Source organism: Aquipuribacter sp. SD81 (genome assembly GCF_037153975.1).
Lineage (GTDB): Bacteria > Actinomycetota > Actinomycetes > Actinomycetales > JBBAYJ01 > Aquipuribacter.
Genome location: NZ_JBBAYJ010000005.1, coordinates 137,507 through 159,921 on the forward strand (window position 1 = coordinate 137,507; position 22,415 = coordinate 159,921).

Below are 22,415 nucleotides of genomic sequence, written 5' to 3' on the forward strand. Positions count from 1 at the left end.
GTTTCGCGCTAGAGGCGCTCGGGTATCACGTCGCTGTCCGGGGGGTCAGCAGTGACGGAAGGTGACGAGATGGTGTCGGCCACGACGGTCCGCACGGAGCGTGAGTGGACCCTGCCCCACGACGCCGCCGCGGTGCCCGGCGCCCGCGAGCAGCTCGTCGACCTGCTCGAGGAGCTCGGCGTCGCGGAGGAGACGGTCGTCGAGGCCGAGCTCGCCGCGAGCGAGCTGCTCGGCAACGCCGTCATGCACGGTCGCCCCACCACGGACGGCACCGTCGTGCTCCGGGCTCGTGTGCGCGAGCAGGCTGTCGAGATCGCCGTCACCGACGGTGGGCCCGCCGAGGGCCAGGCCGCCGACATCAGGCCGCGGCGCACGTCGGTCGTCGCCACGCGCGGACGCGGGCTGCGCATCGTGCGCAGCCTCGCCCACGAGTGGGGTGTGCTGGTGGACGCCGACCAGGGCGGCACCACCGTGTGGGCGTCCATCGGCGGTCCGTCGAGGCGTCGCGCGGGCTGATGAGGACCGCGGCGCACTCGCGCCGGTCACGCCGATCGCGGCGGACCGCGCGGGCGTCGGAGGGCGGGACGCGCCCGTACCCTGGGCGACCGTGAGCAGCCGCCGCCGTCCCACCGGCCAGAGGTCCACCGCCACCGTCGACCCCGCGACGCCGATCGAGCCGCCGCGCGGCGGGCTCCGGGCGCCGTGCCCGTGCGGGTCCGGGAAGCGCTACAAGCAGTGCCACGGCAAGGCGCGCGCCGGTGCGGAGTTCGTCGCGCGCCCCTTCGAGGGGCTGCCGCGCGAGACCGACTGGGTCGCCTTCCGCGAGATCGTTCCGGCCGCCACCATGCGCACCCGCACCGTCGACGGCGACGAGGTGACGTTCGCCACCGTCCTGCCCGTCGCGTGGCCGGCGCTGCGGCGCGCGGACGGCAGCGTGTTCGTCGGGGTGCAGGCCGCCGACGCCTCCGCCGACGCGAGCCGCGACCTCGCGGCCGCCCTCGACGAGGCGCTCGCCGCGGACGGTCCCGGTCCCGTCGAGCACGTGGACGCGCGCCGCTCCACGGCCCGGCTGCAGGACCGGCTCGACCTCGAGGTGGAGCCCGAGCTGGTCGTGCACGAGGGCTTCGACTTCTGGGTCGACGGCGTCCTCGACGCCGACCCCGGGGACGCCGAGGACCCCTCCGACCCGCTCACCGCGCTCGCCCCCCAGGTGCGGGCGTCGCTCGAGCGGGCGAACGAGGCGGTCGTGCCCACCGAGAAGCTGACCGCCGCCGACAGCGCCTACTGGTGCCGCATCGGCGACAACGTCCACCTGCGCTGGATCATCAACACCCCCGAGGACGAGTTCCTCGACGCGCTCGCCCGGCTGCACGCGCAGCCGCTCGAGGGTTCGGAGCAGCCGGCGTCCACGCTCGGCGACGGCACGCGCTTCGCCGGCTTCTTCCGCGCTTACGGTCTCGTCGTGCCGGTGTGGGACCTGCCGACCGGGTCCAGCGCCGAGTTCGCGGAGGAGCCCTTCGCCCGGCTCGTCGACCGCTTCCGCGGCGCGCTCGCCGAGACCGGCCCTCTCGACGCCGACGCCCGTCGCGCCCGCGCCGGCCTGCTCGCGCGGCAGGTCACCCTGCGCTGACGCGCGGCCGGGCGGGGCGCCGGCTACGTGACCCACCTGACGCGGGGCCGCCCGCCTGCCATCCTCGGAGGGTGCTCCGCCTGCTCGGCGAGGTGGTCCTCGACGGCACCGGGCCCGTCCCGGGGCGCGCGCGGCGCGTGCTGCTCGCGACGCTCGCGCTGGCGAGGCCTGCCCCGGTGAGCGTCGACGGCCTCGTCGACGCGGTGTGGGGCGGCGACCCGCCGGCCCACCCCGTCGCGGCGCTGCACAACCAGGTGTCGCGGCTGCGCTCGTCGCTGCCCACCGGCATCGCGGTGACCGCGACGCCTGAGGGCTACCGGCTGGACGCCGTCGACGACCTCGTGGACGCGGCACGGCTGGAGGGCGCCCTCGCCCGGGCGGCGGCGCTGCCGCCGGGCCACCGCCTGCCGGTCGTCGACGAGGCCCTCGCCCTGTGGCGGGGCGAACCGTACGCCTGCCTCGACGACCCGGTCGCCGCCGGCGAGCGGGAGCGGCTGTCGCGCGTGCGGGCCGCGCTCGCCGACGTGCGGGCGGAGGACCTCGTGTCGGGCGGGCGCGTCCTTGAGGCGGTCGTCGAGCTCGAGGGCCGCCTGCCGGGCGACCCGCTGCGGGAGCGCACGGTCGAGCTGCTCATGCGGGCCTACGTCGCAGCGGGACGACGGGCCGACGCCCTCGCGGCGTACCGCGACCTGCACGCGCGCAGCGTCGACGAGCTCGGCCTCGACCCCTCGCCGGCGCTGCGGGCGCTGCACGCCGCCGTCGTCGACGACACGGTCGAGGTCCCCCGTCCCGCAGGGACCGTGCGGCCGGGACGGGAGGCGGCTGCCGAGCCGCCGGTGCGAGAGCCGGTGTCGCAGCACGTACGGACGCCCGTCCCGCCGCCGATGCCGCCGCCCGTGCCGCACCGCCCCGTCGTCCGGCTCGTCGGCCGCGACGGCGACGCGGCGCTCGCGTCCCGGCTGCTCGCCGGGCACCGCTCGGTGACGCTCGTGGGGCCGGGCGGCGTCGGCAAGACCCGCCTCGCCGAGCACGTCGCGGCCGCGGTCCCCGACCGGGTCGTCACCGTCGCCGAGCTCGCGACCGCGGAGGACCCGGCCGACGTCGACGGCCTCGTCGCGAGCAGCCTGCGAGCGGCGCCGACGGCGGGCCGTACGGCCCGGGACCGGGTGCTCGCGACGCTCCGCCACGGTCGCCACCTGCTGCTGCTGGACAACTGCGAGCACGTGGCGGCCGCCGCGGCCGACCTCGTCGACGCCGTGCTCGCCGGGACCCCGGACGTCACGGTCCTCGCGACGGGGCGCGAGCCGCTCGACGTCGACGGTGAGCGCGTCGTCCGCCTCGACCCGCTGCCCCCGGAGGAGGCGGTCCGGCTCTTCGCCGACCGCGCGGCGTCGCTGGGGCTCCCGCTGCCCTCGGACGAGAGGACCCGCGAGCGGGTGGCTCGCGTGTGCCGCGCGGTGGACGGGCTGCCGCTCGGCGTCGAGCTCGCGGCCGCCCGGCTGCAGGCGATGACGCTGGAGGAGCTCGTCGAGCGGGTCGACGACCTACTCGGGCTGCTCGTCGGTGGACGCCGCTCCACCGCGGCCCGTCACCGTTCGCTTCGCGGTCTCGTCGAGTGGTCGGTGCGCGACCTGCCGCCGGTGCTGCACCGCACGTTCGTGCGCTTCGCGGTCTTCGCCGGACCGGTGGACGCCGCGACCGCCGCGGGCGTGTGCGGCGGCGACGCGACCGAGGTCAGGGACCGGCTCGCCGGTCTCGCCCGCCGGTCCCTGCTCGTGCAGGTGCGGGAGCCTGGCCGGCCGCTGCGCTACCGCTGCCTGCAGACGGTGCGCGCGTACGCGCAGGACCTGCTCGAGGCCGGCGGCGAGGCCGGGAACGCGCGCGACGCCCACGCCCGGCTCGTGGTGGCCGCGGCGGAGGCGGCCGCCTCGCTCGACGGATCGGCGACGGAGCCGCTGCCTGCTCTCGCCGAGGTGCGGGCGGCCCACCGCCACCTGCTGGCGGTCGGCGACGGCCACGAGGCGCTGCGGCTGGCGGCTGCGCTGCACCACCCGGCGCTGTTCCGCATGCAGGCGGAGGTGTACGGCTGGGTGGCGGAGACCGCGGCGCGCTTCGGCGACCTCGACGACCAGCACACCGAGCGCGTGGTGGCCGCCGCAGCGACCGGGGCGTGGCAGACCGGGGACCTGGAGCGGGCGCGGCTGCACGCGGCGCACGCGGAGCGCGTCGCCGCCCGGTCGTCGTGGCCGGACGCCGGCGGCAGCGCCGCCGAGGCCCGAGCCGACGTCCTGCTCTTCGACGGCGACCTCGACGGCGCCGCGGGCGCGTGGGAGGAGTCGGTGGTGCGCTCGCGCGCGGGCGGCCGCGACGCCCGCCTGCTCACGCGCCTCGCGGACCGGGCCATGGTCGCCGGCTACCTCGACCGGCTCGACGTGGTGGAGTCGTGCCTCGCCGAGGCCCGGGCGCTCCTGCCCGCGCACGAGTCGTGGTTCACCGCCTGGGTCGACTACGCCGAGGGGGAGGCGCTCGCCGGCCACGACCCGACGCGGGCGCTCGACGCCCTGGACCGGGCGCTCGCGGCGGCGCGCCGCACCGGCGCGGACTTCACGACCGGGGTGGCGGGCCTCACCTGGGTGGGCCTGCGGGTGCGGGCGGGCGATGCCGTCGCAGCCGGGCCAGTGCTGCGCGACCTGCTGCTGCGGTGGCGGCGAGCCGCGGCGTGGGTGCAGCAGTGGATCACGCTGCGGACCGCGGTCGAGCTCCTGGAGCGGCTCGGGGAGCACGTCGCGGCGGCGCGCGTGCTCGGCGCGGTCGAGGCCTCCGGCACCGTCGGCGTGACGGGGCCCGACGCGGAGCGGCTGCACCTGCTCGGCCTGCGCCTCGCGGCGGCGCTCCCGGACGCCGCGGCCCACCGGGACGCCGGCGCGGACCTCGACCGCGACGCCGTCGTCGACCTCGTGCTGTCGCGGTTGCCGGCCGGGTCCGACAGCACCGCGACAGCGCCGTGACAGGAGGGGTCGCGACAGTCGGCGTGGCGCGCACCCGGTGCGCCACGACACCCCGGGAGGGACCGACCGTGCACGACCACCGCCACGACATCTACCTGACCGACGCGGGCCTGGAGACGGAGCTGCTGTTCCTCGACGGGCGCGACCTGCCCGACTTCGCCTCGTTCCCGCTGCTCGACGAGCCGGCCGGACGCGAGCGCCTCGTCGGCTACTACCGCGACTTCGTCGCCCTGGCCGACGGCCTCGGAGTCGGGGCGGTCCTCGAGACCCCGACGTGGCGGGCCTCCGCCGACTGGGGCGCCCGGCTCGGGGTCGACGCCGAGGCCCTCGCCCGCCTCAACGCCGACGCCGTCGCCGTGCTGCGCGAGGCGGTCGACGCCGTGCGGCCGTCGGTCGACGTCGTCGTGTCCGGCAACCTCGGGCCGCGTGGCGACGGGTACCTCGTCGAGCAGCGGATGGACGTCGACGAGGCCGCCGCCTACCACCGCCCGCAGGTCGAGGCGCTCGCCGGCGCGGGGGCCGACCGGATCGCCGTCGTCACGGTGACCTACGCGGAGGAGGGCGCCGGTGTCGCCCGCGCCGCGGCCGCCGTCGGGGTGCCGGTCCTCGTCTCGTTCACCGTCGAGACCGACGGTCGCCTTCCCTCCGGCCAGCCGCTCGCCGACGCGGTGGCGCAGGTCGACCGGCTCACGGACGGCTACCCGACCGGCTACGGGGTCAACTGCGCGCATCCCGACCACGTGCACGACGCCCTCGACGGCCTCGGTGACCAGGCCGAGCGCGTCCACCTCTTCCGGGCGAACGCGTCGCGGATGAGCCACGCGGAGCTCGACGAGGCCACCGAGCTGGACGACGGCGACCCGCTGGAGCTGGGCGCGCAGCTGGCGGACCTCCGCCGTCGCCACCCCCACCTCACGACCTTCGGCGGCTGCTGCGGCACCGACCTGCGCCACGTGCGCGCGGCCGGCAACGCCCTGACCGGCGCGGCCGTCGGCGCCTGAAGGGGCGACCCCGCCTCCGGCCGGAGAGCCCTCGGCAGTCAGCCGAGCGGGTCGCGGACCACCGGGCAGCTCATGCAGCGCGGTCCGCCGCGGCCGGAGCCGAGCTGGTCGCCGGGGATCTCCAGCACCTCGACGCCGGCCGCGCGCAGCCGGGCGTTGGTCTCGGTGTTGCGCTCGTACGCCACGACGACGCCGGGGGCGAGGGCGAGGGTGTTGTTGCCGTCGTCCCACTGCTCGCGCTCGGCCGTGACGGGGTCGAGGCCCGTGTCGACGAGCCGGATGCGCGCGAGCCCGAGGGCCTCCGCGGCCGCGGGCAGGAACGGCGCGACGGGCCCGAGGGCCAGCTCGACGGACTCCGGCGCCACGTGGGCGTCCGGCGTGCCGCCCGTGCCGGCGGCCGCTGTCAGCGGGTACGCCTGCAGCGTGCTCGCTATGTTCGGGTACACGACGACGGCGTCGCGGTCGACCATCGTGCAGACGGTGTCGAGGTGCATGGTCGCGCGCTCCTGCGCGATGGGGACCGCGAGCACGGTGTGCGCGAGGCCGCGGCCCAGCACGATGCGCGCGAGGCGCTCGACCCCGGCGGGTGTCGTGCGCTCGCCGGTGCCGACCGCGAGCACGCCCGGGCCGACGACGAGCACGTCGCCGCCCTCGACGTGCTCCCACTCCGGCCGGTACGCGACCGCCGTCCCGGCGAAGCGCGGGTGAAGGTCGTAGACGAGGCCGAGCAGGTGCGTCTCGCGGTCGCGGGCCGGCATGGCGAGGGACGTGACCGCGACCTCGTCGCCGACCCACACGCTCGAGTCGCGCGTGAACAGCAGGTTCGGCAGCGGGTCCACGACGAACTCGTCGTCGGGCAGCAGCGTCGCGACGAGCCCGCGGCGGCTGGGCACCTCGTCGTTGCGCACGCCCGCCACGAGGGCCGTCGTGAGCGCGTCGGCGTCGAGGTCCGACAGGTACGCGTGCAGGTGCGCGCGGAGGGTGTCGCCGAGGCGCAGGCCGCTGCCGCTCGAGTCCGTGAGGGTGTCCGCGACGGCGCGCTCGCGGGCCAGCGGCTGCTCGAGCACCTCGCGCAGCAGGTCGGTGAACAGGTGCACGCGGACCCCGCGCCCGCGCAAGGTGTCGGCGAAGGCGTCGTGCTCGGTCTGCGCCCGGTCCACCCACGGCAGCCCGTCGAACAGCAGCCGGTCGTTGTTGCGCGGCGTCAGCCGACGCAGCTCGGCACCGGGCCGGTGCAGGATCACCTCCCGCAGCGTGCCGACCTCGCTGTCGACGAACCCGCCCGTGCGCGTGCTGGTGGTGGTCACGCGGGCCATCGAACCACCCGGGCGCACGTGGTCATGCGGTCCGCGTCCGGTCCCGGCGTCGCAGGCTCAGTGGGCGGTGAGGTCGCGGGCCCGCCACACCACATCCGCCTCGGGCCGTCCGTCGGGGTCCGCGTCGACCCGGACGACCCGGAACCCCTCCCGCTCGTAGAACGCGGCCGCTCGCGTGTTCCCGGCGAAGTGCTCCAGCAGCAGCCGGGGGGTGCCAGCGGGCACGCGCCCGGCGACCGCCCGCAGCAGCGCCGACCCGAGACCATGACCCCGCGACCCCGGTTCCACGTACAGCTTCCACACCACCACGTCCCCGTCGACGCGTCCCGTCTCGGCCATCGCCGACACGCGACCCTCCGCGGTGGGTCGGGGGACGGAGTCGACGACCAGCAGCCCGCCCGACCCGGCCGCCGAGCGGAGCCGCTCCTCGGTCCACCACGTCCGCAGCTGGGCCGCGGCCGCCTCGGCGCCCAGCACCGGCGTGTAGTGGGCGACCACGGTGCGACGGCCGAGGTCGAGGACGGCCGGGACGTCCGCGGGCGTCGCCACCCGCACCGCCGCGGCAGCCGGGGTCACCCCGTGTGCTCCTGCGCGAGCGCCGCCGCGCGCGCGAGCACGACCTTGGCCGGCGCCCCGGTGCGGGCGGCGGCGACGGCGACGTCCTCCCACTCCGGCTGCACGTTGACGACCCGGCCGTCGAGCCACGCGCGCTTCACGCGGACCCGGTCGCTCGTGCCGTCGGCCGCGTCGACCGTCACCTCGACCTCGTCACGGGGCAGGGCGTGCTTGGCGACTGCCTGCACGCGCATGCCGATGGCACTGGTCTCCCGGGCCACGACGTCGCGCACCGCGCTCGCGCGCTCGGGGTCGCTCAGCACGTGCAGCGTGTGGGCGGGACGGCCCTTCTTCATGAGGATCGGCGTGAGCCACGCGTCGGAGGCCCCCGCCTCGAGCAGGCACGCGAGCACGCGCGGCCACAGCCGCGGGTCGAGGTCGTCGACGTTCGTGCTCGTGACGAGCGCGACGTCGACACCGGTGTCGCCGAGCGGGCCGACCGGGGCGCCGAGCACGACCCGGAGCGCGCCGAAGCGGCCGGGCGTCTCGCGCGTCCCGGCGCCGGCGCCCAGCGCGGCCGGTCGCAGCGGCGGCAGCGGGCCCCACGAGTCCGCGAGCGTCGCGAGCAGCGCCATCCCCGTCGGGGTGCACGTCTCGCCCGCGCCCGGCCCGGCGAGCACCGGCGCGCCGGCCGCCGTCGCGAGGTGCAGGACCGCCGGCACCGGGGCTGGCACGCGGCCGTGCCCGAGCGTGCCCGCCGCGTCCTCGGCGTCGCTCGACCCGCCCACGCCGACCGGGGTGCACACGACGCGGGAGACGCCGAGGGCGTGCAGGGCGGCGCACACCCCGACGACGTCGCCGACCGAGTCGTGCGCGCCGACCTCGTGGAAGTGCACGCGGTCGACGTCGCTGCCGTGGATCTCGGCCTCCGCGGCGGCGAGCGCGGCGAAGACGGCCGTGGCCGTGTCCCGGACCCGCCCGTGCAGCGGGGCCGTCGCGAGCGCCCGCTTGATGTCGGCCCAGCGACGGTCCGGGCCGGAGCGGGCGTCGTCGGCGTCGGGGACCACCTCGGCGCGGGCGACCCGGAAGCCGTCGCGCACCTCGTGCCGGAACACGACGTCGGCGGGCACGACCGCGCGGACCGCGGCCCGGACGGCCGTCTCGTCCGCCCCGGCGTCCCACAGGGCGGCGAGCAGCATGTCGCCCGCGGCCCCCCGACCGGCGTCGACCCACAGCGTCGTCACGTCGACCGAGCCTGGCCGCCGCGGGCGGCGCGTGCCACCCGTGCCGCGTGGACCCCTGCGCCGTAGCCGTTGTCGACGTTGACGACGACGACGCCCGGCGCGCACGAGTTGAGCATCGACAGCACGGCCGCGAGCCCGCCGGCACCGGTGCCGTAGCCGACCGACGTCGGCACCCCCACGAGCGGCACCCCCACGAGGCCGGCGACCACCGACGGCAGCGCTCCCTCCATGCCGGCCACCACCACGAGGCAGTCGGCGTCGGCGAGGCGGTCGCGGACGGCCATGAGGCGGTGGATGCCGGCGACGCCGACGTCGTCGACCCGGTCGACGCCTGCGCCGTGCACCGCGACGGTGACGGCGGCCTCGGCGGCGACCGGCCCGTCGGACGTGCCAGCGGCGACGACCCGGACGAGCCCTCGAGGTGCGGGCAGCGGGCCGAGGACCGCCGTGCGGGCGACGCGGTCGACGTCGGCGTCGGCGAGCTGGGCGGCCACGTGGTCGAGCGCCTCGGGCGCGAGCCGCGTGGCGAGCACCGCCGTGTCCGGGTGCGCGGTGTGCAGCGTGCGGAGGATCTCGACGACCTGCTCCGGGGTCTTGCCGGCTCCGAAGACCACCTCCGGGTCACCGGTGCGGGCGCGGCGGTCGACGTCGATGCGGCTGTGGCCGAGGTCGACGGCCGGGCCGGGGGAGGACGGGACGGGTTCGCGGGGCGGCACGGCGCGAAGGGTAGGTCGACGGGGACACTTGCTGCCGCCGAGCACTTTGCGGTACAAACTCCAAGTGCTTTGCACCGCAAAGCACCGACGAGCGGAGGAGCCCACGTGGACCGCACCGAGGACCGCACCACGGCCGCGGCCGGCGAGACGCCGGGCCACGACACCGCCGAGCCCGCCCCCGCCGACATGCTCGCGCTCGTGCAGGCCGAGCAGGCGCGCGTGGCGGCAGCGTTCCGGCCCGACGAGCGGCTGCTCTTCGGCGCGTGGGGGACGGCGTGGCTCGTCGGCTTCCTGCTCATGTGGGCCGGCTCCCCGCTGCGCGAGGGCGGGCCGCTCGTCGCGGTGCCGGGGGTCGTCGTCGGGGTCGCCTTCTTCCTGCTGCTGCTGTCCGCCGGCGTCGTGACGGCCGTGCACTCCACGCGCGCGGGCCGCGGGCTGCGCGGCGCGTCGAGCCGCGTGGGGGCCATGTACGGCTGGGGCTGGTTCCTCGGCTTCGCGAGCCTCCCGCTCGTCGTGCTGTCGGCGGACCGGCTCGGCGCGCCGCCCGAGGTGGCCGCCCTGCTGTGGCCCGCGCTGTCCGGCCTCGTCGTCGGGCTGCTGTACATCGGCGGCGGCGCGGCCTGGGACGACCCCACCCAGTTCGCCATCGGCGCGTGGATCCTCGTCACGACGGGCCTCGGCTGCCTGCTCGGGCTGCCCGGCCTCTACCTCGTCATGGCGCTCGCCGGCGGGGGCGGCTTCCTCGCGGCCGCCGCGTGGTTCGCCCTCCGGCGGCGCCGGTACGCGGCGGTCCCGGCGGAGCGGGTGTGAGCGCCGACGCCGACGCGCGCCCGCTCGCGCTCGACCCCGTCATCCACGCCCAGGCACGGCTGCGCCTCACGACCACGCTCGCGTCGCTGCGCGAGGGCGACCGGATCGCCTTCCCGCGCGTGCAGGAGGTGCTCGAGATGACCGCGGGCAACCTCGCGACGCACCTGCGCAGGCTCGAGGACGCCGGCTACGTCGAGGTGACGAAGACCCACCGCGGTCGCTCACCCGTCACCTACCTCGCCCTGACCCGCCGCGGCCGCCGCGCCTACGAGGACTACCTCGAGGCGCTGCGGGCGCTGCTGGAGCCCCCCGCCGCCGCGGTGACCGCCGTCGACGGCCCCCCGACCGAGGAGGACCTTTGACCACGACCACCGCGCGGTGGGAGGGCGTGACCCGGCGCTTCGGTGCGGTGCTCGCGCTCGACGACGTGACGCTGGAGGTGCCGCAGGGCCAGCTGCTCGGCCTGCTCGGGCCCAACGGCGCCGGCAAGACGACGCTGCTCAGCCTGCTCGTCGGGCAGCGGCGCCCCGACCGCGGCCGTGTCGAGCTCTTCGGCGGCGACCCGCGCGACCCCGCCCGCCGGCGCGCCCTCGGCAGCACCCCGCAGGAGACGGCGCTGCCCGCGACGCTGCGCGTGCGGGAGGTCGTCGACCTCGTCGCCGCGCACTACGCCGACCCGCTGCCCGCGGCCGGGCTGCTCGACTCCCTCGGCCTCGCCGACGTCGCGCGGCGGCAGACGGGCGGGCTCTCGGGCGGGCAGCGGCGCCGGCTCGCGCTCGGCCTCGCCCTCGTCGGTCGCCCCCGCCTGCTCGTCCTCGACGAGCCGACCACCGGGCTCGACGTCGAGGCGCGGACGCTGCTGTGGGACCGGGTGCGGGAGTTCCACCGCGACGGCGGGACGGTCGTGCTCACGAGCCACTACCTCGGCGAGGTCGAGGCCCTCGCCGAGCGGGTCGTGGTGGTCGACCGCGGCCGTGTGCTCGTCGACGACCCGCTCGAGCAGGTCCTCGACCGCGTGCCCCAGCGGCTCGTCCGGCTCCGTGCGGCCGCCCTCCCCGCTCTCGCCGGCGCCACGCGCGTCGCCGACGAGGGCGACGGGCGCTGGGCGGTCTGGACGACCGACTCCGACGCGCTCGTGCGCGAGCTCGTCCGCGCCGACGTCGCCTTCCGCGACCTCACGGTCGCGCCCGCGTCCCTGGAGGAGGCGTTCCTCGCCCTCACCGGCGCTGCCGGCGCCTCGGACGGCGCCGCCACCGCACCCGTCACCCCCGCAGGAGCCCCCGCATGAGCACCCTCGCGCCCGGCGCCGCCCGCCTCGCCGCGGTCCACGCCCGCTACCTCGCCGTGGAGACCCTCCGGGTGCCGATCGCGGTCGTCGGGACCGTCATGTTCCCGGTCCTGTCGATGCTGTTCTTCGTCGTCCCGTTCGCCGAGGTGAGCGGCGACCCCGTCGCCGCGACCGCCGCGACCGCGCAGCTCAGCCTCTTCGCGGTCTTCTCGGTGTGCCTGTTCACGTTCGGCGTCGGCGTGGCCGACGACCGCTCGACCCCGTGGGAGCCGTACGTGCGGACGCTCCCGGTCGGGGCGGGGCCGCGGGTGGCCGCCCGGCTCCTGACGGGCGTGCTGTTCGCCCTGCTCGGGCTGCTGCCCCTGCTGCTCGTGGCTGCGCTCGCCACCGAGGCGGCCGTGACCCCGGGCCAGGTCGTCCTCGGCCTTGGCGCCCTCGCCGCGGCCGGCACCCCGCTGCTGCTCATGGGCATCGCGATCGGCTACGCGCTGCCGGTCAAGGCGGCGATCCCCGCCGCGCAGGTGCTGCTGTTCCCGCTCGCCTTCGGCGGCGGTCTGTTCCTGCCGCCGCAGTCGTTCCCCGGCTGGCTCGACGGCGTCTCGCTGCTCCTGCCGACCCGCGCCGGGCGCGACCTCGTCGTGGCCGCCACGACGGGCGGCGACGTGCCGGGCCACGTGCTGCCCGTCCTGCTGGTGTGGACGGCCGTGACGGCCGCCGTCGCGGTGTGGGCGTACCGGCGCGACGAGGGCCGTCGCTTCCGGTGAGGCGGGACGGTCGCGGCCCCTCCCGGACCGTCCCCTAGCCTGCTGCGGGTGACGGCGGAGCCCGGCGAGCGCATCGCCTACCTCGGACCGGCGGGCACCTTCACCGAGGCCGCGCTCGACCAGGCGCTCGCGGGCCGTGCGGCGGCAGCGGGCGGCCCCGCGGCGAAGGTGCCCATGGCGACCGTCGGGCGCTGCTTCGACGCGGTGCGCACCGGCGAGGCGGCCGCCGCCGTCGTCCCGATCGAGAACTCCCTCGAGGGCGGGGTCAACGCCACCCTCGACGCGCTGAGCGCGAGCGACCCGCCGCTCGTCATCGTCGGCGAGCAGCTCGTGCCCGTGACGTTCGTGCTCGCCGCGCGGGAGGGCACGGAGCTCGCCGACGTGCACCGCGTCGCGAGCCACCCGCACGCCGAGGCCCAGTGCCGCGCGTGGCTGGCCGACACGCTGCCGGCCGTGACGGTGGAGCCCGCGATGTCGACGGCGGCCGCGGCCGCGGGCCTCGCCCTCACCGCCGGGTCGAGCCCGGGGTACGACGCCGCGATCTGCGCGCCGTCGGCGGTCGAGCGCTACGGGCTCGCCACCCTCGCGACCGACATCGGCGACCGCCCCGCCACCACGCGCTTCGTCGTGGTGTCACGTCCGGGCACGGTGCCGGCGCCGACCGGCGCGGACCGCACGAGCATCGTCGCGTACCTGCGCGAGAACCACTCCGGGGCCCTGCTGGAGCTGCTGGAGCAGTTCGCCTCGCGCGGGGTCGACCTCACCCGCATCGAGTCGCGGCCCACGGGTGCGGGCTTCGGCGAGTACTGCTTCTCCATCGACCTCGACGGGCACGTCGCGGAGCCGCGCGTCGCCGAGGCGCTGCGCGGGCTGCGCCGGCTCAGCCCGTTCACGCGCTTCCTCGGCTCCTACCCCAAGGCCGACGGCCGGACCTCGCGCGTGCTGGACTGGACCGACGGCGACGCCTTCGACGACGCCGAGCGCTGGCTCGCCGGGCTGCTCGGCGGCTGAGCGTCTGGCTCGCGCGGCCCGCGGACGGTGAACCACCCCAGGGCGACCTGCACCGTCGGTCCGATGAGCAGGGCGTAGGCGACCGTGCCGATCCCGACCGTGCCGCCGACCAGCCACCCGACGGCGAGCACCGTCAGCTCGATCGAGGTCCGCACGAGCCGCACCGAGCGGCCCGTCACGCGCACGAGGCCCGTCATGAGCCCGTCGCGTGGGCCCGGCCCGAGCCCGGCGCCGATGTAGAGCCCGCCCGCGACGCCGTTGCCGAGGACGCCGCCGACGAGGAACGCGATCCGCCACGCGAGGTGCTCCGGCTCCGGCAGCAGCCACAGCGTGGCGTCGGCGGCGAGGCCGATGACGACGACGTTGGCGACCGTGCCGACGCCCGGGCGCTGCCGAAGCGGCCACCACGCGAGCAGCACCAGGGCGCCGACCACGATGACGACGGTGCCGAAGGTGAGCCCGGTCCGCTCCGCGACGCCCTCGTGGAACACGTCCCACGGGTCGAGGCCGAGGCCCGAGCGGACCATGAGCGCCATCGTGGCGCCGTAGAGGACGAGCCCGGCGAACAGCTGCGTGAGGCGGCGGGCGCGAGGACGGGGGAGCAGCACGCACCCGACTGTGCGGCACGGGTGGCCTTCCCATCCAGGGCCACCTGCCGCACACTGGCCGGGTGCAGACCCGGATCGGTGCGCTCGCCCTGGGCCGCCTGCTCGGGGACGGGTGGCGCGGCAGTGGCCCCACGTACGCCGCCCTCGCGGCGCGGGTGCGCAGCCTCGTCCTCGACGGCCGTCTCCCGCTCGACGTCCGCGTCCCGTCGGAGCGTCAGCTCGCCGAGCAGCTGCAGGTGAGCCGCACCACCGTGACCGCGGCCTTCGACTCGTTGCGCGAGCAGGGCTTCCTCCGCTCGCGGCAGGGCTCCGGGTCGTGGACGGCCGTGCCCGGTGGCGTGCGGCCGACGGGCGGCGCGATCGCCCCGCCCACGCCCGACGACGTCGCGCACGACGTCATCGACCTCGCCGCCGCGACGCTGCCGGCCGACGGGGTCGCCGTCCGCGCCGCGTACGAGGCGGCGCTGCTCGAGCTGCCGCGGCACCTGCCCGGCGTCGGCTACGAGGCGGCGGGCCTGCCGGCGGCCCGACGGGCCGTGGCCGACGACCTCACCCGCCGCGGCCTGCCCACCGGCCCCGAGCAGGTCCTCGTCACCTCCGGCGCGGTGTCGGCGTGGTCGCTGCTGCTGCGCGTCCTCGCAGGGCCCGGCGACCGGGTGCTCGTCGAGCAGCCGACGTACCCGAACGCCCTCGAGGCGGCCCGCCGCAGCGGCGCTCGGCTGCTGCCGGTGCCGCTAGGGGGCTGCGGCGAGCCGCTGTGGGACGTGGACGCGTGGCGGGCGACGCTGCGGCAGGGCACGCCGCGGCTGGGCTACGTCATCCCCGACTGCCAGAACCCGACCGGCGGCGTCATGGACGACGACACCCGCCGCGCCGTCGTGGCGGCCGCGGAGGCCGTCGGGACCGTGCTCGTGTCCGACGAGTCCCTCGCCGACCTCCGGGCCGGCGGTACGGCCCCCCGTCCGCTCGCGACGTTCTCGGACTCCGTGGTGACGGTGGGCGGGCTGTCGAAGTCCGCGTGGGCCGGTCTGCGCCTGGGGTGGGTCCGCGCGACGCACGACCTCGTCGACCGGCTCGTGGAGGCGCGGTTGTCGTGGGACCTCGGCACCCCGCTCCTCGAGCAGCTCGCCCTCGCCCACCTGCTCGACGACCCCGCCCGCGAGCGGCACGTGGCGGGGCGGCGGGCGCTGGTGGCGAGCCGGCGCGAGGCGTTCGAGGCGGCGCTCCGCCGGCACCTGCCGCACTGGCGCTACCGCCGCCCGCAGGGCGGGCTGTCGCTGTGGGTCGAGCTGCGCGACGGCTCGAGCACCGCGATGGCCGAGCGCGCGGCGGCGCACGGGCTGCGGCTCGCGGCCGGTCCCCGCTTCGGGGTGGACGGGGCCCTCGAGCGCTACCTCCGGCTGCCGTTCGTCGTCCCGGTCGAGCGGGTCGACGAGGCGGTCCGGCGGCTGGCGGCCCTGGCCGCCGACACACCCCGCGCCCGGCCGAGCCGCCTCGTGGTGTGAGCCGTGCGCACGGCGCCTAGGGTCGCCGGGTGGCACGCATCCTCGTGACGGGCTCGACCGCGGGCATCGGGCTGGAGACGGCCCGGCAGCTGCTGGCCTCCGGGCACGGGGTGGTGCTCCACGCCCGGGACGACGCCCGGGCCGAGGCGGTGCAGGCGCAGCTGCGCACCGACGCCGGTGAGCCCGAGGTGGTCGTGGGCGACCTGACGTCGATGGCGAGCACGCGGCGCCTGGCCCTGGAGGTGGCGGAGTCGCGGCCGCTCGACGTCGTCGTGCACAACGCGGGCGTCGGCGCCTCCGACGAGCGGGTGCTCACCGACGACGGGCTCGAGCGCATCTTCCAGGTCAACGTGGTGGCGCCGTACCTGCTGACGGCCCTCGTGCCGGCACCGGCGCGCCTGGTCTACCTGGCCTCCGGCACGCAGTCGCGCGGCGAGCTGCTCCTCGACGACCTGCAGCACGACCCGGCACGCCGGGCCTGGGACGGCATGCAGGCGTACTCCGACTCCAAGCTCGCCGACGTCGTCCTCGCGCTCGCCGTCGCACGGCGCTGGCCGTACGTCGTGTCCAACGCCGTCGACCCGGGCTGGATCCGCACGCGCATGGGTGGGGCCTCGGCGAGCGGCGAGCCCGCCGAGGGCGCGGACACGCCCGTGTGGCTGGCGACGAGCCAGGAGCCCGACGCGACCCTCAGCGGACGCTACCTGCACCGCCGGCGGGCGCTGGAGCCGAACCCGGCCGCGCGCGACGAGGCCGTCCAGGAGGGTCTGCTCGAGACCCTCGCCGAGCTGACCGGGACGGGCCTGCCGAGCCGCTGACTGAGCCTCGGCCGCCCCCGGTCGGCTGCCACCCCCGCCCCGCCTCCCCGGTCAGTCGCCCCGGGCCCTGCGGGTCTCGCGGTCGTTCGCCTTCTGCAGGGCGTCGACGAGCTCGTCCTTCGTCATGTCGGAGCGGCCGTGCACGTCGAGCTCCCGGGCCCGCTCCATGAGGTGCTCCTTGGTGGCGTTGGCGTCGACACCGCCCTTGGTCTCCCGGTCGGTGTCGACCCCACCCTCGGCCTGGGCGTCGGACGGACCCGTCCGGCCGTCCTCCTTGGGCTCCCAGTGGTCGCCCGTCTTCTCGTGCGTGTGCTTGAGCGCGGCGTACGCCGTCCGGTTCGCGCGCTCCTCGTCGTCGTAGGACTCCATCGCGGAGTCGTGCGTCTTCGCGAACGTCCGCTGGGCCTTGTCGTCGCTGCGCTGCAGGGTGCTCGGCAGCTCGTCCTGCTTCGGCTCGCCGCTCCTCGTCGTCTTCGGCACGTCGTGACCTCCTCCGGTCCGCTCCGGTCCTGTGCCAGGAGGGGTACCCGCACGTCGGCCGCACCATGCGGTCCGGGTGGCGCCGCGGCAGGTGGTGGGGTGCCGGGCGCTCGCGACGCGGGCTGGGTACGGCCCTCCGACACGCCGGGGGCGCCGCGCAGGAGCCAGCACTCGTCGCACCGTGACGAGTGCTGGCTCCCGGGCGCCGTGGGCGGCGTGTCGCACCCCCGGAGCCAGCCCACGTCGAGACGGCTCGCGACCCCTCCAGCTGGCCAGCCGTGGCGCGGCGCCCTCGGCGGCAGAGCCGTGGCCGCGAGGTCGCGGCCACGGTCGCCGTGCGGTCGCGGTGCGGTGACCCTGCTGCGATCGTCGCCGGATGGCCGCCTCCCGCTCGTCCCGCTCGTCGCCCGCCTCGTCCCGCTCGTCGCCCGCCTCGTCCCGCTCCTCGTCGTCCTCGACCCGCTCGTCCTCCTCCTCCTCGTCCTCCTCGTCGTCGCGCGCGAAGCCCCGCTCGACGCCCGCGTCGCGGACCCGGCCGGTCACGACCGACGAGGCGGAGCCGCGCGAGCAGCGGTCGTTCGTCGAGCTCGACGGTCGCGACCGCAGCGCGGACTACCGGCGCTGGGCCGAGTCGCGCGCGGCCGGGGACGTGCTGACGAGCCCGGTCCTCCTGCGCGGGCAGGCGCGCCGCGAGCACGTGCGCCGCACGCTGCTGGAGGACCACCGGGCGCGCATCAACAACCGGCCGCAGGGCGCGCAGCGCAAGTTCGACACCCTCGCCTCCGACCCCTTCACGTTCTTCCGCGGCACGGCGCTGCTGTACTACCGGGACCACGGCGGCACTGACGGCCACCTGCCGGTCGTGCTCACCGTCGGCGACGTGCACCCCGAGAACTTCGGCGTCATGCCGAACTCCGACGGTGCCCCCTTCTTCGGGGTGAACGACTTCGACGAGGCGTGGGCGGCGCCCTTCAGCTACGACGTGCGGCGCGGGGCGGTCGGCTTCTGGCTCGTGGCGCAGCGCAACACCGGGGACCGCGACACGTGTCGCCGGGTCGTCCGTGCCTTCGTCGACGGCTACCTCGGCGGGCTGCGCGCCTTCGCGGAGGACGACCGCTCGAGCACGTTCCAGTTCCGGCTCGACAACAGCCCCAAGGTCGTCCGCCGGATGATCGAGGAGGCCGTCGACGAGCGCGCGGACTTCCTCGCGAAGTACGTCGACCTGCAGACCTCGTCGTTCAGGCCATCACGCAAGCGGGTGCCGCACTCCTCGCACGTCGACGAGTTCCAGGACGTCGTCGACCGCTACGTCGCCGACAACGACCTGGGGACGGTGCCGCGGCCCGACGACTTCTTCACCGTGCTCGACGTCGCCCGCAAGAAGGGCAGCGGCACCGGCAGCCTCGGTCTCGACCGGTACTGGATCCTGCTCCAGGGCTGGGGCGAGGAGCCCGACCGCTGCGTCGTGCTCGAGCTCAAGCAGGCCCGCCGCTCCGCGCTGTACGGGCTCGTGCCCCCGAACGACCTCACGCACCGCCACGAGGCCGACGGCGAGGCCCAGGGCCGCCGCATCGTGACGGCGCAGCAGGTCCACCTCGTCAACGGGGACGCCCTGTACGGCTACGTCGACGTGGGTGGGACCAGCTTCCTCGTGCGCGAGCGCAGCCCCTACAAGTACGAGGCGGAGACCAAGGGGCTCTCACCCAAGCAGCTGCGCCGCTACGCGGGCGTCTGCGGGCAGGCCCTCGCGCAGCCGCACGCCCGCTCCGACGAGGAGACCGGCATCCTCGAGGGCAGCGCGGAGCACCTCATCCTCGCCTCGCTGCAGCCGGAGCTGTTCGTCGACGACACCCTGGCGTTCGCCGAGGAGGCCGCGGCGCGCGTCCACGAGGACTTCGACCACTTCCGCCGGGACCACGCCCTCGGCGCGTTCCGCTACTGGGACGTCGCCTGAGACGTCGGTCGGGGCCGGGCCGTCGGGCCGCCGGTGCGCCACAGCAGAACGCCGGCGAGGAGAAGCGCCACCCCCGCCAGGTCCCACGCGAGGTCGTAGGGGAGCAGATCGACGCCGTAGCGGACCTGGTGCAGCCCCAGCACCTTGTGGTGCACGACCCCGTCGAACAGCTGGAACGCCCCACCTCCCACGAGGACGCCGGCCCACCAGCGCCGCCACGACCAGCCCGGGCGCCGCGACAGCAGCAGCCCCCACGTCGCCGCACCGACGACGAGCACCAGCGAGGCGCTGTGCAGCACGCCCTCCCACAGCCGCGAGGCCAGCGGTGTCGACAGGTCGTACAGCGTGTGCCAGCCCAGCAGCTGGTGGAACACCACCTGGTCCAGGCCGGCGACGAGACCCAGCCCGAGCAGCAGGCCGGCTCTCGGCACGCCGCGGCGGGTGGCGCGGGCGTCGAGGGGTGCGGGGGCCGTCACTCCCGTCGTGTACCCGCCCGGGGACGCCTGACGCGACTCAGGGGGCGAGCGCGACGAGCGAGCCGGGCCGCAGCGTGACCTCGATCCGCGTCACCTCGCCGACGACGTCGCCGTCGACCTGGGCCTCGGTGCCGCGCGGGCACTCCACGGCGACGTTGCGCTGCGAGCGCAGCACCTCCACGTCGGGGCCGCGGGCGTCGCGCCGGCTCACGAGCCGGCCGAGCTGCACGAGCAGGCCGAGGTGGCTGCGCGGTGTCGCGACCACGGTCTCCATCACCCCGTCGTCGGGCTGGGACTCCTCGAGCAGCCGCAGGCCGCCGACCAGCACGCCGCACGTCACGACGAGCAGGGAGCGGACCGCGGTCCGGTCGACGCCGTGCTCCTTGAGCGACACCGACACGTCGTCGAGGTCGTCGGCGTAGCGGACGCGGATGGCGTTGCGGCGCAGCGCCTTCGCGCCGGAGACGATGTAGGCGAGCCAGCCGGCGCGCTTCTTCATGTCCTCGTCGACCCCGGCCATGATGTCGGCGTTGAGCCCGATGCCGAGCCCGACGAGCGACAGCTCGCTGCTGCGGCTGCCGTCCGGGCGCGTGAGGGTCGCCTCCATGACGTCGACGTTGCGGTGCCGCCCCTCGTCGATCATGCGCACCGCCTCCTGGCGGCTCGTGTGGCTGACGCCGAGGGCGCGCGCGAGGAGGTTGCCCGTCCCCGCGGGCAGGATCGCCAGCGGCGTCGAGGTGCCGACGAGCGCGCGGGCGACGGCCCGGACCGTCCCGTCCCCACCGGAGACGGCGACGACGGACGCGCCCGCCTCGAACGCCTCGCGGGCCTGCTTCGCGCCGGTCTCCTCCGCCGTGGTCTCCCACCAGCGCGCGTCGTCCCAGCCGTTGCGTCGCGTGACCTCGGCGACCTCGCGGCGCAGCTCGTCCATGTCGGACTTCACGGGGTGGGCGATGACGGCGATCCAGCGGTGCGGCGCCCCGGCGTCCGCGGCGCCGGGCCGGGCGCCCGAGTCGTGCGGCGACGCGCCGGCGCCCGGGTCGGTTGCCTGGTCCGCGCCGTCGGGCGTCTCCTGCTCCACGCTCGGAGCGTAGTGCCGTGACCGTCCGCCACCTCGGTCGTGCGTACGCTCGCCGGTGTGATCGACGTCAAGGTGCTGCGCGAGGACCCGGCGAGCGTGCGGGACAGCCAGGTGCGCCGCGGCTCCGACCCCGCCACCGTCGACGCCGCGCTCGCCGCCGACACCGCGCGCCGGGAGGCCGTCGGCGCCTTCGAGCGCCTCCGTGCCGAGCAGAAGTCCTTCGGCAAGCGCGTCTCGGCCGCACCGAAGGACGAGAAGGCCGCGCTCGTGCAGCAGGCCAAGGCGCTGTCCGACGACGTCAAGGCGGCGCAGGCGCGCGCGGAGGAGGCGGAGACCACCCTCGACGCCGCGCTGCGCAGGATCGACAACCTCGTGCTGCCGCAGGTGCCCGCCGGCGGCGAGGCCGACTTCGCCGTGCTCAAGGAGGTCGGCACCCCGCGCGACTTCGCCGCCGAGGGCGTCGTGGACGCCGACGGCGCGGTGCCGGACCACCTCGCCGTCGCCGAGGGCCTGCGGGCGATCGACGTGCGGCGCGGCGCGAAGGTGTCGGGCAGCCGCTTCTACTTCCTCACCGGCCCCGGCGCGCGCCTGGAGCTCGCGCTGCTCGGCCTCGCGATGGACACCGCCGTCGAGGCGGGCCTCACCCCGATGATCACGCCGACGCTCGTGCGCCCGGAGGTCATGGCCGGGACCGGCTTCCTCGGCGAGCACGCCGCGGAGGTGTACCGGCTCGAGGCCGACGACCTCTACCTCGTCGGCACGAGCGAGGTCGCGCTCGCGGGCTACCACTCCGACGAGATCCTCGACCTCGCCGACGGTCCGCTCCGCTACGCGGGCTGGTCGGCGTGCTACCGGCGCGAGGCCGGCAGCCACGGCAAGGACACCCGCGGCATCATCCGCGTCCACCAGTTCCACAAGGTCGAGATGTTCACCTTCTGCGAGCAGGCCGACGCCGAGGCCGAGCACGAGCGGATGCTCGCGCTGGAGGAGGGCATGCTCGGCGCGCTCGGGCTGCCGTACCGGGTCATCGACGTCGCCGCGGGCGACCTCGGCTCGAGCGCGGCCCGCAAGCTCGACTGCGAGGCGTGGCTGCCCTCGCAGCAGCGCTGGCTGGAGCTCACGAGCACGAGCAACTGCACGACCTTCCAGGCCCGTCGTCTCGGCGTGCGCGTGCGCGGCGAGGACGGCACCCGCCCCGTCGCGACGCTCAACGGCACGCTCGCGACGACCCGCTGGCTCGTCGCGCTGCTGGAGAACAACCAGCAGGGCGACGGCTCGGTCGTGCTGCCGCCCGCGCTCGCCGCCCGCCTCGGCACCGACGTGCTGGCGCCCGCGTGATCCCCGGGCGGCCGCTGGTCGGCATCGACATCGACGGCACGATCGTCGACCACGACGACCTGCTCACCGAGCGGGTCCGCCGCACGGTACGCGCCGCCGCGGAGGTCGCCCACGTCGTCATCGCCACCGGGCGCAGCACCGACGGCACGCTCGAGGTGCTCGACCGGCTCGGCCTTCTGACGGGGACCGCGGTGGTGTCGAACGGTGCCGTCACGCTGCGCCTTGACCCCGCGCTCGGCGTGGGCTACGAGGTGCGCCGTTCGACGACGTTCGACGCGGGGCCGGCGCTGCGCGCGGTGCGCGAGCACCTGCCGACGGCGCTGTACGGGGTGGAGACCGAGCGGCTGGAGAAGCTCCTCACCGCCGAGTTCCCGCCCGGGGAGCTGTCCGGCCCGTTCCGCACCGCGTCGTTCGAGGAGCTCGTGTCGACGCCCGCGCTGCGCGTCATCGTGCGCTCGCTCGACCACACGCCCGAGGAGTTCCAGGCCATCGTCCACCGCGTCGGCCTCAACGCCGTCAGCTACGCCGTCGGCTGGTCGGCGTGGCTCGACATCGCCCCCGAGGGCGTGTCGAAGGCGACGGCGCTGGAGCAGGTGCGCCGCGACCTCGGGGTCGCGCGCGAGGACACGTACGCCATCGGCGACGGGCGCAACGACATCGAGATGCTGCGGTGGGCCGCGCGCTCCGCGGCGATGGGCAACGCCCTCGACGACGACGTCCGCGCCGCGGCGGGCGAGGTCGTGCCGTCGGTCGCCGAGGACGGTCTCGCGGTCTACCTCGAGCGCGTGCTCGGCCTCGACGTCGCGGCCTGA

22 protein-coding genes are annotated in these 22,415 nt (G+C 76.6%); 14 read left to right on the forward strand and 8 right to left on the reverse strand.

Translation table 11 applies throughout. The features are described from left to right. Positions 1-51: 51 nt before the first annotated feature. The 4 genes from WAA21_RS04695 (at position 52) to WAA21_RS04710 (ending at position 5,639) form a co-directional block, all read left to right on the forward strand. Entirely contained in the window at positions 52-516 is a 465-nt protein-coding gene (locus WAA21_RS04695; protein WP_336921601.1) for an ATP-binding protein, read from the forward strand. A 91-nt stretch (positions 517-607) separates the two neighbouring features. After that, on the forward strand, positions 608-1,630 hold the full coding sequence (locus tag WAA21_RS04700; RefSeq protein ID WP_336921602.1) for a DUF5926 family protein: 1,023 nt from the start codon (positions 608-610) through the stop codon (positions 1,628-1,630). A gap of 71 nt (positions 1,631-1,701) precedes the next feature. Next, on the forward strand, positions 1,702-4,638 hold the full coding sequence (locus tag WAA21_RS04705) for an AfsR/SARP family transcriptional regulator (protein ID WP_336921603.1): 2,937 nt from the start codon (positions 1,702-1,704) through the stop codon (positions 4,636-4,638). A gap of 68 nt (positions 4,639-4,706) precedes the next feature. Then, positions 4,707-5,639, forward strand: coding sequence for a homocysteine S-methyltransferase family protein (locus WAA21_RS04710; protein ID WP_336921604.1), 933 nt, complete (start codon positions 4,707-4,709; stop codon positions 5,637-5,639). Between the two features lie 38 nt (positions 5,640-5,677). On the opposite strand, the gene WAA21_RS04715 is transcribed toward WAA21_RS04710, so the two are convergent. The 4 genes from WAA21_RS04715 to larB form a co-directional block, all read right to left on the reverse strand. After that, positions 5,678-6,946, reverse strand: a complete 1,269-nt coding sequence (locus tag WAA21_RS04715) for an arginine deiminase (protein WP_336921605.1) — start codon at positions 6,944-6,946, stop codon at positions 5,678-5,680. Between the two features lie 66 nt (positions 6,947-7,012). Further along, positions 7,013-7,531 (reverse strand): GNAT family N-acetyltransferase, encoded by a 519-nt coding sequence (locus tag WAA21_RS04720; protein ID WP_336921606.1) that lies wholly within the window; start codon positions 7,529-7,531, stop codon positions 7,013-7,015. Next, positions 7,528-8,754 carry a nickel pincer cofactor biosynthesis protein LarC gene (gene larC, locus WAA21_RS04725; RefSeq protein ID WP_336921607.1) on the reverse strand — a complete coding sequence of 409 codons (1,227 nt, stop codon included), beginning with the start codon at positions 8,752-8,754 and terminating at the stop codon, positions 7,528-7,530. Before larC ends, WAA21_RS04720 begins: the two co-directional genes overlap by 4 nt. After that, a complete protein-coding gene (gene larB, locus WAA21_RS04730; RefSeq protein WP_336921608.1) occupies positions 8,751-9,470 on the reverse strand; it encodes a nickel pincer cofactor biosynthesis protein LarB in 720 nt (239 codons plus the stop codon). The genes larC and larB overlap by 4 nt, the downstream gene beginning before the upstream one ends. Positions 9,471-9,575: 105 nt before the next feature. On the opposite strand from larB, the gene WAA21_RS04735 reads away from it, so the two are divergent. Genes WAA21_RS04735 through pheA form a run of 5 tightly spaced genes read left to right on the forward strand, consistent with a single transcriptional unit; the run spans position 9,576 to position 13,343 of the window. Beyond that, positions 9,576-10,280: a hypothetical protein gene (locus WAA21_RS04735; RefSeq protein ID WP_336921609.1), complete on the forward strand. Its 705-nt coding sequence runs from the start codon at positions 9,576-9,578 to the stop codon at positions 10,278-10,280. Beyond that, positions 10,277-10,642, forward strand: a complete 366-nt coding sequence (locus tag WAA21_RS04740; protein WP_336921610.1) for a transcriptional regulator — start codon at positions 10,277-10,279, stop codon at positions 10,640-10,642. Before WAA21_RS04735 ends, WAA21_RS04740 begins: the two co-directional genes overlap by 4 nt. Beyond that, a complete protein-coding gene (locus WAA21_RS04745) occupies positions 10,639-11,568 on the forward strand; it encodes an ABC transporter ATP-binding protein (RefSeq protein ID WP_336921611.1) in 930 nt (309 codons plus the stop codon). Before WAA21_RS04740 ends, WAA21_RS04745 begins: the two co-directional genes overlap by 4 nt. After that, positions 11,565-12,332 (forward strand): ABC transporter permease, encoded by a 768-nt coding sequence (locus WAA21_RS04750; protein ID WP_336921612.1) that lies wholly within the window; start codon positions 11,565-11,567, stop codon positions 12,330-12,332. The genes WAA21_RS04745 and WAA21_RS04750 overlap by 4 nt, the downstream gene beginning before the upstream one ends. Before the next feature lie 48 nt (positions 12,333-12,380). Continuing rightward, positions 12,381-13,343, forward strand: coding sequence for a prephenate dehydratase (gene pheA, locus WAA21_RS04755; RefSeq protein WP_336921613.1), 963 nt, complete (start codon positions 12,381-12,383; stop codon positions 13,341-13,343). Here the strand turns inward: pheA and yczE are convergent. After that, positions 13,241-13,879 (reverse strand): membrane protein YczE, encoded by a 639-nt coding sequence (yczE, locus tag WAA21_RS04760; RefSeq protein WP_336921642.1) that lies wholly within the window; start codon positions 13,877-13,879, stop codon positions 13,241-13,243. The genes pheA and yczE overlap by 103 nt on opposite strands. Positions 13,880-14,013: 134 nt before the next feature. On the opposite strand from yczE, the gene yczR reads away from it, so the two are divergent. Then, positions 14,014-15,456: a MocR-like transcription factor YczR gene (gene yczR / locus WAA21_RS04765; protein ID WP_336921614.1), complete on the forward strand. Its 1,443-nt coding sequence runs from the start codon at positions 14,014-14,016 to the stop codon at positions 15,454-15,456. Positions 15,457-15,485: 29 nt separating this feature from the next. After that, positions 15,486-16,274: an SDR family NAD(P)-dependent oxidoreductase gene (locus WAA21_RS04770; protein ID WP_336921615.1), complete on the forward strand. Its 789-nt coding sequence runs from the start codon at positions 15,486-15,488 to the stop codon at positions 16,272-16,274. Between the two features lie 51 nt (positions 16,275-16,325). Here WAA21_RS04770 and WAA21_RS04775 read toward each other — a convergent pair whose 3' ends face one another. Beyond that, a complete protein-coding gene (locus WAA21_RS04775) occupies positions 16,326-16,754 on the reverse strand; it encodes a ChaB family protein (protein WP_336921616.1) in 429 nt (142 codons plus the stop codon). A 376-nt stretch (positions 16,755-17,130) separates the two neighbouring features. Here WAA21_RS04775 and WAA21_RS04780 point away from each other — a divergent pair, with 376 nt between their 5' ends. Further along, positions 17,131-18,708, forward strand: a complete 1,578-nt coding sequence (locus WAA21_RS04780; protein WP_336921617.1) for a DUF2252 domain-containing protein — start codon at positions 17,131-17,133, stop codon at positions 18,706-18,708. Here the strand turns inward: WAA21_RS04780 and WAA21_RS04785 are convergent. Both WAA21_RS04785 and WAA21_RS04790 read right to left on the reverse strand, forming a co-directional pair. Further along, positions 18,690-19,184 (reverse strand): DUF2243 domain-containing protein, encoded by a 495-nt coding sequence (locus tag WAA21_RS04785; RefSeq protein WP_336921618.1) that lies wholly within the window; start codon positions 19,182-19,184, stop codon positions 18,690-18,692. The two genes, WAA21_RS04780 and WAA21_RS04785, sit on opposite strands and share 19 nt — an antisense overlap. Before the next feature lie 37 nt (positions 19,185-19,221). Continuing rightward, complete coding sequence (locus WAA21_RS04790; protein WP_336921619.1) at positions 19,222-20,265, reverse strand: diacylglycerol/lipid kinase family protein; 1,044 nt, start codon at positions 20,263-20,265, stop codon at positions 19,222-19,224. Between the two features lie 57 nt (positions 20,266-20,322). On the opposite strand from WAA21_RS04790, the gene serS reads away from it, so the two are divergent. Continuing rightward, positions 20,323-21,603 (forward strand): serine--tRNA ligase, encoded by a 1,281-nt coding sequence (gene serS, locus WAA21_RS04795; RefSeq protein WP_336921620.1) that lies wholly within the window; start codon positions 20,323-20,325, stop codon positions 21,601-21,603. After that, positions 21,600-22,415: an HAD family hydrolase gene (locus WAA21_RS04800; protein ID WP_336921621.1), complete on the forward strand. Its 816-nt coding sequence runs from the start codon at positions 21,600-21,602 to the stop codon at positions 22,413-22,415. Before serS ends, WAA21_RS04800 begins: the two co-directional genes overlap by 4 nt.